Annotated in this window: 12 protein-coding genes and 1 rRNA gene; 1 reads left to right on the top strand and 12 read right to left on the bottom strand. The window is 43.4% G+C overall.

Translation table 11 applies throughout. From position 1 onward, the window contains the following. From A3738_RS02155 to A3738_RS02105, 11 genes are all read right to left on the bottom strand, one after another. Positions 1-150, bottom strand: a 150-nt coding sequence (locus tag A3738_RS02155) for a glutathione S-transferase N-terminal domain-containing protein (protein WP_197473517.1), incomplete at its 3' end; no start/stop codon positions are given. A 161-nt stretch (positions 151-311) separates the two neighbouring features. After that, positions 312-1,070 (bottom strand): cytochrome c1, encoded by a 759-nt coding sequence (locus tag A3738_RS02150; RefSeq protein WP_068472972.1) that lies wholly within the window; start codon positions 1,068-1,070, stop codon positions 312-314. Continuing rightward, positions 1,067-2,281 carry a cytochrome bc complex cytochrome b subunit gene (locus A3738_RS02145; protein WP_068472975.1) on the bottom strand — a complete coding sequence of 405 codons (1,215 nt, stop codon included), beginning with the start codon at positions 2,279-2,281 and terminating at the stop codon, positions 1,067-1,069. Before A3738_RS02145 ends, A3738_RS02150 begins: the two co-directional genes overlap by 4 nt. After that, positions 2,281-2,874, bottom strand: coding sequence for a ubiquinol-cytochrome c reductase iron-sulfur subunit (petA, locus tag A3738_RS02140; protein WP_068472978.1), 594 nt, complete (start codon positions 2,872-2,874; stop codon positions 2,281-2,283). The genes A3738_RS02145 and petA overlap by 1 nt, the downstream gene beginning before the upstream one ends. Positions 2,875-3,130: 256 nt before the next feature. Further along, positions 3,131-3,523: a 30S ribosomal protein S9 gene (gene rpsI / locus A3738_RS02135; protein WP_068456560.1), complete on the bottom strand. Its 393-nt coding sequence runs from the start codon at positions 3,521-3,523 to the stop codon at positions 3,131-3,133. A gap of 12 nt (positions 3,524-3,535) precedes the next feature. After that, on the bottom strand, positions 3,536-3,964 hold the full coding sequence (rplM, locus tag A3738_RS02130) for a 50S ribosomal protein L13 (RefSeq protein WP_068472981.1): 429 nt from the start codon (positions 3,962-3,964) through the stop codon (positions 3,536-3,538). A gap of 175 nt (positions 3,965-4,139) precedes the next feature. After that, positions 4,140-4,910 (bottom strand): TatD family hydrolase, encoded by a 771-nt coding sequence (locus A3738_RS02125; protein ID WP_068472984.1) that lies wholly within the window; start codon positions 4,908-4,910, stop codon positions 4,140-4,142. A gap of 5 nt (positions 4,911-4,915) precedes the next feature. Next, positions 4,916-6,490, bottom strand: coding sequence for a peptide chain release factor 3 (prfC, locus tag A3738_RS02120; protein ID WP_068472988.1), 1,575 nt, complete (start codon positions 6,488-6,490; stop codon positions 4,916-4,918). A 21-nt stretch (positions 6,491-6,511) separates the two neighbouring features. Beyond that, on the bottom strand, positions 6,512-6,952 hold the full coding sequence (gene rimI, locus A3738_RS02115; RefSeq protein WP_082868893.1) for a ribosomal protein S18-alanine N-acetyltransferase: 441 nt from the start codon (positions 6,950-6,952) through the stop codon (positions 6,512-6,514). A 52-nt stretch (positions 6,953-7,004) separates the two neighbouring features. After that, positions 7,005-7,751, bottom strand: coding sequence for a hypothetical protein (locus A3738_RS02110; RefSeq protein ID WP_068472994.1), 747 nt, complete (start codon positions 7,749-7,751; stop codon positions 7,005-7,007). A gap of 3 nt (positions 7,752-7,754) precedes the next feature. After that, positions 7,755-9,302 carry a 2-isopropylmalate synthase gene (locus A3738_RS02105; RefSeq protein ID WP_068472997.1) on the bottom strand — a complete coding sequence of 516 codons (1,548 nt, stop codon included), beginning with the start codon at positions 9,300-9,302 and terminating at the stop codon, positions 7,755-7,757. 389 nt (positions 9,303-9,691) lie between these two features. Between A3738_RS02105 and A3738_RS02100 the strand changes: the two genes are divergently transcribed. Then, positions 9,692-10,174: a hypothetical protein gene (locus A3738_RS02100; RefSeq protein ID WP_068472999.1), complete on the top strand. Its 483-nt coding sequence runs from the start codon at positions 9,692-9,694 to the stop codon at positions 10,172-10,174. Positions 10,175-10,582: 408 nt separating this feature from the next. Here A3738_RS02100 and rrf read toward each other — a convergent pair. Continuing rightward, positions 10,583-10,697: ribosomal RNA gene (gene rrf / locus A3738_RS02095) — 5S ribosomal RNA — on the bottom strand. Positions 10,698-10,764: the final 67 nt, after the last annotated feature.

Genomic DNA, 10,764 nt, shown 5'->3' with positions numbered 1-10,764 from the left:
AGCTAACTCTGCAGGCTTTTCATCTGGATCGACATCAATAATATCTACTGCCACACCTTTTTCGGCGAGAACGATACGGACTCGGTGGCTATAGTGGCTTGCACCATCAGAAAAAAACGTCATCGACGACCGTTTGGTCACAACGCCCATACAAGAGCTCCTTATAAATAGAACGCATCGAAAATTCGATACATAGAATACAAAACTGCCAGAATTATACACACTTATCAAAGCGCGTCATAATTCAACACACGTTATAACAAAAAAGGCCGTTAGCGTTTGCCAACAGCCTTATAGCTACTTAGATAGACTTAGTGGATATCGCGCCAGTACTCTTTATTCAAGAAGTAGACGAACACAAAGAAGAACGCCAAGAAGACAAGCACGTATAATCCCATACGCTCACTTTCTATCCGTGACGGCTCACCGACATACTCAAGGTAATTTACCAAATCATAGATGGCTTCGTCATACTCAGCTGGCGTCATAGAACCTTCCGACTTATATTCTTGACAGCCACTACTCTTAACGATGTTACCTGAAAGAGGATCAACTTCAGTATCAATACCCATAAGTGGTGGCTCAGCACACATACCCTGCAGGTCTGCTAGAACATGTGGCATACCGACATCTTTGAATACGACATTATTTACCCCATATGGACGCGAAGGATCTGCATAAAAACCACGCAAGTAACTATACAACCAATCTGGCCCCCGTAACCGCGCCACCAACGTCAAGTCAGGCGGTGGATTGCCAAACCAAGCTTTCGCTTGATCTTTATCCATAGAGGTAGTCATCAATTGACCGATCTTAGCGTCGCCCTCAAGTAGATTTTCTTCAAAAATCTCTTTTGGGATACCTAAGTCATTTGCAGAACGTTCATAGCGCGAGTACTCAAGCGAGTGGCATCCAAAACAGTAATTAGTAAACAACGCCATCCCACGCTGCATAGACTCTTGATCACGAATATCAGTATCAATATCATCAACAGGAGCCGCCGGTCCAACAGCTGCCAATACACTGTTCACACTAATTGTGAAAAATAACGTAGCAACGAGCTTAATCATTTCATTGTCACCCTTTCTGGTACAGGCTTAGTTTTCTCAATACTTGTATACCAAGGCATAAGAATGAAATAAGCGAAGTAAATAACAGTCAAGACCTGAGCAAGCAAAGTTCTACCTGGAGTTGCTACCACAACACCCAAGTAACCAAGAATGCAGAACGAAATGATAAACAACACAAGAGCAATCTTACTTAAGTTGCCTTTGTAACGCATTGAACGCACCGGGCTACGATCTAACCATGGCAATACGAACAAAATTGCAATTGCCGCACCCATCGCCACAACACCCAAGAACGCATCCGGAACAGCACGCAAGATTGCATAGAATGGCGTGAAGTACCATACAGGCGCAATGTGATCAGGCGTCTTAAGAGCATTCGCCGGCTCAAAATTAGGCTTCTCTAAAAAATAACCACCCATTTCAGGGAAGAAGAAGACCACCGCGCAGAATACGAACAAAAATACAACAATACCGACCATATCGTGCACTGTGTAGAAAGGATGGAAAGGAATACCATCTTTTGGGATACCGTTTTCATCTTTGTCTTTCTTAATATCGATACCATCCGGGTTATTAGAACCAACCTCATGAAGCGCGAGAATATGCAACACAACCAACGCAAGAATAACGATTGGTAACGCAACAACGTGAAGAGCAAAGAAACGGTTTAAGGTAATGCCTGAAATCAGGTAGTCACCACGAATCCACAAAGCCAACCCTTCACCGATGTATGGAATTGCACCAAAGAGGTTAACAATTACCTGAGCACCCCAGTAAGACATCTGTCCCCAAGGTAATAAGTAGCCCATAAATGCTTCGGCCATAAGAGCTAGGTAAATAGTCATACCAAAGATCCAGACCAACTCACGCGGCTTTTTGTACGAACCGTACAGCAGACCTCTGAACATATGCATATAAACAACAACAAAAAATGCCGAAGCACCTGTTGAATGCAGATATCGTAACAACCAACCATATTCAACATCACGCATGATGTATTCAATAGACGCAAATGCACCCTCTGCTGAAGGGTTATAACTCATTGTTAGCCAAATGCCAGTTAAAAGCTGGTTAGCTAAAACAACAAACGACAATACGCCGAAGAAGTAAAAAACATTAAAATTCTTTGGCGCATAATATTTACTCATATGCTTTTCAAAAGCATTGACGACCGGTAAACGCTCGTCAATCCATGAAATTAGCTTTTGCATTACGCAGCCTCCTCATCAACACCAACCATAATTGTGGCATCATCAAGATACTTATATGGTGGTACAACTAAGTTAGTTGGCGCAGGAACACCTTTAAATACGCGACCTGCTAAATCAAAACGTGAGCCGTGACACGGACAGAAGAATCCGCCCATCCAGTTTTCATCAAACTCTTGAGGCTCAACTTCAGGAACAAACTGGGGAGAACAACCTAGATGAGTACAAATACCAACTAGCACTGCGTACTCTGGTTTAGTTGATCGATACACACCTTTCACATACTCAGGCTGCTGAGGCACTTCTGACATTGGGTCACGCAGACGGTCAGCTAACTTATCTAAGTTATCTAACATCTCTTGAGTACGACGAATAACCCAAACTGGCTTACCTCGCCATTCAACAGTCATACGCTGACCCGGCTCCAACTTACCCACCGATGCTTTAACTGGCGCACCCGCAGCTTTTGCTTTGGCACTTGGATTCCATGAGGCCACAAACGGGACTGCAGCACCTATCGCACCAACACCCCCAACCACTGAAGTCGCACCTATCAAAAATCTGCGACGGCTCGCATTAACGTCGCCTTCACTCATACAGGCTTCCCCCGAAAATAAAAATAATACTCATATCTTATTATTTGTAGCCCCTAGCGCTTTAGCCACCAAGAACTTTTAGAGCACTAAATACCTTACCCACACAAAAGGTAGGGCATGTCCTAAAAGCCACAAATAGTAATTAAATTAAGATAGGCCATCAACAACTTTAATCGATTTGTTGACAGTTAAATGTTCGGCTAAAAAAAAGCGCCTGACAGCAAATACCGACAGGCGCTTTTTAATATACTGCATATTAACGCTTAGAGAACTGAGGACGTTTACGCGCTTTGCGTAGACCAACCTTCTTACGTTCAACAGCACGCGCATCACGTGTTACCCAACCTGCTTGACGAAGCGGGCTACGCAATGACTCATCATACTCAATCAAAGCACGGGCAATACCGTGACGGATAGCACCAGCTTGACCTGTAGTACCACCACCTTTAACAGTTACTTTAACGTCTAGTTTGTCAGCCATTTCGACCAACTCAAGAGGTTGACGAACAACCATTTGAGCAGTTTTACGACCAAAAAACTCGTCTAGAGGACGGCCATTAACTTCAATTTGACCAGAACCAGACTTTAAGAACACTCGTGCCGCCGAAGTTTTACGACGACCAGTACCATAGTTATATGTAGTTGACATAATCGCCTTCCGTTAAACTTCTAGATCTTTTGGCTGCTGAGCAGTGTGCGGATGCTCGTTACCCGCATACACTTTCAACTTCTTGAACATTGCACGACCAAGTGGACCACGTGGCAACATGCCTTTTACCGCACCTTCGATTACACGCTCAGGAGCTTTATCAATCAATTTTTCAAAAGAAATTGATTTCAAGCCACCAATGTAACCTGTGTGATGGTGATAAATCTTGTCACTTGCTTTTTTACCAGTTACGGCAACTTTCTCAGCATTAACAACGACAATGTAATCGCCTGTATCAACGTGAGGAGTGTATTCTGGTTTATGCTTGCCCCGCAAACGGCGCGCGATTTCGGTCGACAAACGACCTAGTGTTTTGTCTGTAGCATCAACTACATACCAGTCACGTTTTACCGATTCTGGCTTTGCACTTAACGTTTTCATTTAATTCGCCTTTAACTCTTCCGAGTAACCTAAAACTGTACACATTTTTGTGTCAGCATTTCTATCTAATGCCTTGCCAATTCGAGACGGGGCTGACTCTGAAGAATTGTCCGGCAATTTGAGGGCGCGAATTATAAAACACATTAACGAACAATTACCAGCTTTTTTTATTTATTTATCTAGAGCTAAAAAACAACTTCTGGCAGTTATTTTGAAGGACGTCAGCAAGACTCTCTTTATCAAGTTGTTTCATTTCTGACAGCTCACTCAGAATCTCTAGAATGTCTAATGGACTCCCTTGACGTTCGGGATTGCCAGGCAAGTACATATCCGGAGAATCCGTTTCAATTAGTAGCGCATCAACAGGCATGCGCTTAAACGCATCATAGGTTTTACCCTTATTTCTCTTGATCACACCACCAACGCCAAGATGCAAACCTTGATCAACAAACTGCTTAGCCTGCTCGTAACTGCCAGAGAAGGCATGAACCACACCCCAGTGCAAACCGCACTTTTTAACCAAATCTAAAACTTCTTGATGTCGCCTGACCGAATGCATGATCACCGGCTTGTCTAGCTTTCCCGCCAACTCGAGCTGCATTTCAAATATATTGAGCTGCTGCTCAAGATTATCAAAACGCGCATCTAAGCCACATTCTCCGATCGCAATAAAATGCTTTGACAGTGCTTGCAACTGATCACTTAACAAGTCATTTGATAAACTCTCTTGCGAAATAAAACAAGGATGGACTCCCAAAGCCACATGCATTATTTCGGGATACTTTTCAGATAAACCAAGCAATTCTTTCCAGTCAGAAGAATTTGTTGCTGGCACAACAAATCCAACCACACCATTCGAATGAGCCTGTTCGATTAATGTTGCGATATTCTGACGCAGAGGAGGGAAATTCAAATGGCAGTGCGTATCAATGAGTCGAACTGCCATATAGATCAATGCTCTCGTGTTTGACGGAAGTTCACGTCTGGATGACGCTCTGTCGCTAACTGCAAGTTAACCATAGTCGGCGCAATATACGTTAGATTATCACCACCATCTAAGGCTAAGTTGTCGTTGCATTTCTTTTTGAATTGCTCAAATGCCGCAGTATCATCACTATCGACCCAGCGTGCGGTCGCGACAGAAATTGGCTCATACATCGCGTCCACTTTGTACTCAGCTTTCAACCGATGTACAACAACATCAAACTGAAGCACACCTACCGCACCAACAATCAAATCATTATTAGCTAAAGGCCTGAATACCTGAACGGCGCCCTCTTCAGAGAGCTGTATTAAACCTTTATTCAATTGCTTCGCTTTCAGCGGATCCTTTAAACGAATTCGACGAAATAGCTCGGGCGCGAAATTTGGAATGCCCGTAAATCGGAACTCTTCACCTTCGGTAAACGTATCACCTATCTGAATTGTTCCATGATTATGCAAACCAATAATGTCGCCAGCATAAGCATTCTCGGCATTCTCACGATCTCCAGCCATAAAGGTTACAGCATCTGAAACTCGGACATCTTTACCGATACGAACATGCCGCATCTTCATTCCTTTACTGTATTGACCCGAGCAGATCCTCATGAAAGCAATGCGATCTCGATGCTGAGGATCCATATTCGCCTGGATTTTGAACACAAAACCAGAAAACTTGTTTTCTTCTGCCTCTACCTCACGCACATCAGTTGCACGTCCTTGCGGCTTAGGAGCCCACGAAGTAAGGCCGTCGAGCATGTGATCCACACCAAAATTACCTAACGCCGTGCCGAAATAAACGGGGGTCAATTCGCCAGCTAAGAAGAGCTCTTGATCAAATTCGTGAGAAGCCCCCTGTACTAAATCAATTTCGTCTCGAAGATCTTGAGCATACCCGCCTAGTTTTTCATCAAGCAGTGGGTTATCCAATCCTTCGATAACCTCCGAATCCTGGATTCTGTGCCCTTGACCAGTTTGATATAGCACCGTCTTATCTTCGTAGAGATGATAAACACCCTTAAACTCTTTACCACACCCAATTGGCCACGTGATAGGCGCGCAAGCGATCTTTAGAACATCCTCTACTTCATCCATGAGCTCAATAGGATCACGAATATCCCGATCAAGCTTATTCATAAACGTAACAATCGGCGTATCGCGTAAGCGAGTAACCTCCATCAATTTGATAGTCCGCGCCTCAACACCTTTAGCTGAGTCAATAACCATGAGGCAAGAGTCAACGGCAGTAAGGGTTCGATACGTGTCTTCTGAGAAATCCTCGTGTCCAGGCGTATCTAGCAGATTTACTAAGCAGTCATTAAACGGGAACTGCATAACAGAAGTCGTGACAGAAATACCACGTTCCTTTTCCATTTCCATCCAATCTGACTTAGCATGCTGACCACTTTTTTTACCTTTAACTGTGCCCGCCTTTTGAATAGCCTCCCCAAATAGCAACACTTTTTCGGTAATCGTTGTTTTACCAGCATCAGGGTGGGAAATAATCGCGAACGTTCGTCGCTTATCTATTTCTGGAAGGCTCATAATATTCCTAAAGAAAATTTACTATGCATATGCATCCAAACGCATATCCAAGGTCATCAGTACAGCGTCTTCACGCCCATTCGGGGCGGGATAATACCCTTTTCTTAAACCAACTTCATTAAAGCCTTCAGATTGATACAACCCCATAGCCCTATGATTAGATGCGCGAACTTCTAAGAAAAACATAACGCACTTTTTCTCCCGCGCAACACGAATTAAGGATTGTAAAAAAAGACGGCCAAAGCCTTTTCCAGCGTAGCGCGGATCTACACAAATATTAAGTAAATGCGCCTCATCTAAGACATATGAAACAATGGCGTGACCGATGGTGTGCTGACCCGAGATCAAAAGTACGCAATCGTTCTTGTCATTCAAACAGTCTTCGAAATTTTTGCGCGTCCAAGGAATGTCGTAACTCGCGGTCTCGATTTGCATAACCTTTTCTAAATCAGCCTCGACCATATCCCTTAGGCTGATGTCATTATGCGAAGGCCCGTGATACATGCAAAGTTTACTATATGATATCAGCCCATAACTGAGCTTTTAGTAAAGGATTACGGATACAGTCACTTAAAGACACTGAAGAACTTAAGATCATTGAGCCTGCAGTGCATTTAGCGATCGATCTAACGCACCCCTCACTCAAACTCACACCGAGAACGACTGTATTAATCGTCGCGTCGTTAATCATCTTATCGGAGAATTGCTGTAATGCACCGGCTAGCAAACGATCCGTATTAGATGCCTCAGCCTGAAATGAAAAAACAGGCCAACGAAAATTGCCTACAAAATTTAAATCGCTTCGACTTTGAAACCGCGCAATGACCAATGATGTAGCGATAGCAAAATCATTTAATTGAGAATCAGAACCAAAGCTAAGCAATCGGACATCGTCGCTTTGATATACATTTAGAGAAAACACTGAGGGCAAAGCATTAACGAGCGCAAGATCTTCTGCTTTTACTTCAACACCAGGTTCTATACTTGCATTCCGCTCACTTACACTCTCGACCTCTAGCATTTGAGGCGTTGAGTTTGAAATTTCAAGTGACGCACTCTGCTCTTCGAGACTTTCTAGAACGGTCTCCTTTTTTTCTTTAGCAAACTTACTTGCATTAACAGGAAGCTGATCAAGGTCATTAGCCCAGTCAGCTTGATCACTAAAAGTAGGGGATGGAGCAGCATTAAGCAGTTTATGGGCGTACCAGGTTTGCACCCCCATCATATCCAAATAACTAGCTTGCTGCCCCTGACGCGTCACCGCTTATACATCTCCTTGAGGATGCTGTCGCTCGTCAGCACTTTCCATAAGATTCAAAGCATTGATATATGCTTTTGCAGATGCAATAACAATATCAGTATCTGCGCCTAGACCGTTAACAATGCGACCACCACGTTCAACACGAACTGTGACTTCACCTTGCGAGTCTGTACCGCTTGTTATGTTATTAACAGAATACAACTGAAGATTGATGCCTGATTGAGCAAGCTTTTCGATAGCTGAATACGTAGCGTCAACCGGGCCACCACCCTCAGACTCGGCACTTACCTCTTCGCCATCAATTTTCAAGGTAACTTTCGATACGGGACGAACACCTGTTTCAGAAGCAACTGACATACAAACTAGTTCGTATTTTTCTTCCTTAGGTTTACTTACCGAATCACTTACTAACGCATGTAAATCCTCATCAAAGATTTCATGCTTTTTATCAGCTAATTCTTTGAATGCAGCAAATGCAGCATTTAATTCACTTTCAGACTCTAAAGCGATTCCTAATTCTTCTAAACGTGTACGAAACGCGTTACGTCCAGAAAGCTTGCCCAACACCAAACTATTCGTATGCCAGCCCACTGCTTCTGCCTGCATAATTTCGTAGGTTTCGCGATGCTTTAACACGCCGTCTTGGTGAATACCCGACTCATGAGCAAACGCATTAGCACCAACAATCGCCTTATTTGGCTGCACAGGGAAACCTGTAATTGACGATACTAATTTAGAAGCAGGTACAATTTGCGTCGTATCAATTCCAGTCTCTACATCAAACAGGTCAGAACGAGTGCGCACAGCCATCACGACTTCTTCAAGCGATGCGTTGCCCGCACGCTCACCTAAGCCGTTAATTGTACATTCAACCTGACGAGCACCTTGAGCAACTGCAGACAATGAGTTCGCAACCGCCAATCCCAAATCATTGTGGCAGTGAACAGAGAAGATAGCCTTGTCAGAATTTGGAATACGCTGGATCAATTGGCCGATCGTATTGCCATATTGTTCGGGAATCGCATAACCAACTGTGTCAGGAATGTTAATCGTAGATGCGCCCGCATCAATTGCGGCTTCAATGATACGACATAAAAAATCAATCTCTGAACGACCAGCATCTTCGCAAGAAAATTCAACATCATCAGTATGTGAGCGCGCTCGTTTTACTGCGCGAACAGCTTGCTCAATGACAGCATCTGGTTCCATCTGAAGCTTATACTTCATATGAATGGGAGACGTAGCTATAAACGTATGGATACGCGAAGCATTTGCCCCCTTCAGAGCTTCTGCAGCGCGATCGATATCTTTATCTAGCGCTCGAGAAAGACTACATATCCGAGAATCTTTTACCGTATTTGCAATCGCTTGCACAGCACCGAAGTCACCAGGACTTGCAATCGCAAAACCTGCTTCAATAACGTCGACTCTCATTTTTTCTAGCACACGTGCGATGCGAAGCTTTTCCTCTTTTGTCATCGACGCGCCTGGGCTTTGCTCACCATCACGCAAAGTGGTATCAAAAATTACTAACTTGTCTTTGGCTGACATATGCCAAACTCCTAAATTTCGAGATTTATATTCTGTACGCTTGTCGAAGGGGATAAAAATAACTGCCCTACGGCAGATTGAGGGTGAGCACGTCTAAAACTAGAGCGCAGAAAGGGGCAGGTGAATGCTTCGTAAAAATATTCATCACTAATTCATGCAACGACATGACTTAAACCAAAATAACAATGATTAAACCGGTTAGTGACTATAAACTTGCCACATTTATTTTCCAAGTTATTTTGAGCGATTTAGTGACAGATTCCTACAGATCTCGTATTTAGCTAAGCGCGCCTACATAACGGCAACCTTAACCTTTCGTCAGTTTTAGAGAATTATTTTAATTCAGTGCTATTCCCTAATATTAAGAAAATAAATAAGCGACCATACTAATGCTTACGATTTTGTTTATCATCACACTCGCTTTTGTAACCACACTGGTTGTTAAAGTACGCGCCTTATATAAAGCAGACCTGCAAACTAATGACAATAGTTGCCACAAAGAGACACGTACACGACATAGAGAATGGATGCGCGCTAACCGTGTAATGATGAGGAATAATGACGAAACAATTCTCGAATACATCAACTCATTGCTCGACGACAAAAACACCGGACTTAGCCGTAGTTATGCGGCAGCAAATTACAAAGAAAGCATCTCCCAAAAAACATCTTCTAAACCATACCCAACAAGCCCACTAAAATCGCTAACAGACGACACGAAAGATTGGATAATTGTTGAGGAAGATAAAATTCCAGAACTCGTTGAGATAAGAAAACTCCCGCATTCGTATCTTACTGATCAGCCTAGAATTGATAAGCCTCTATCTGTTAATGATATGGATGTGAGCAAAACCAACATCGCAGATACGTAATAACTGTAAATTACAGGCGAGCCTACTCACCTAAATATAACTCTTTCTATGCATACACCAATCGCTAACAATCCACGCAAAAATATTGAACGGTAAGCCGCCTTTAATCAAAGGGTCGCCCTGACAATCTCCCAACGAACGTTCATAGTCAAGTTCTGTCCTCCGTGTGACCGGAATTTCTATGTTTAGCTCTCTACATGTAGGCACGGATTTTCAGACGCTCAAACGCACTACTAAAAGCCGGCATGCTTAGTGCTGATCATCGCTTAAACCTGGATATAACTGCCAACGCAAGCATTATCTATTTGATTCGTTCAATATACTGCTAGATGATTGGGTCTCCACGAAACCTATGGGCACGCAATAAAAAACCCCAGCAGTATGTACTGCTGGGGTTTCGTATTAGAAGCCTGACGATGACCTACTCTCACATGGGACCTCCCACACTACCATCGGCGATGAACCGTTTCACTTCTGAGTTCGGGATGGGATCAGGTGGTTCCAGTTCTCTATGGTCGTCAGGCAAAACTCTGGTTGAAGTAACTTACGGTCGTTACACCAACACTTAATTCTGCTGTTGTCTTTAACAT

It is taken from the genome of Oleiphilus sp. HI0066, from assembly GCF_001635725.1.
The sequence above is the reverse complement of the archived record's forward strand: the minus strand, read 5'-3'. Positions and strand labels throughout refer to the sequence as shown.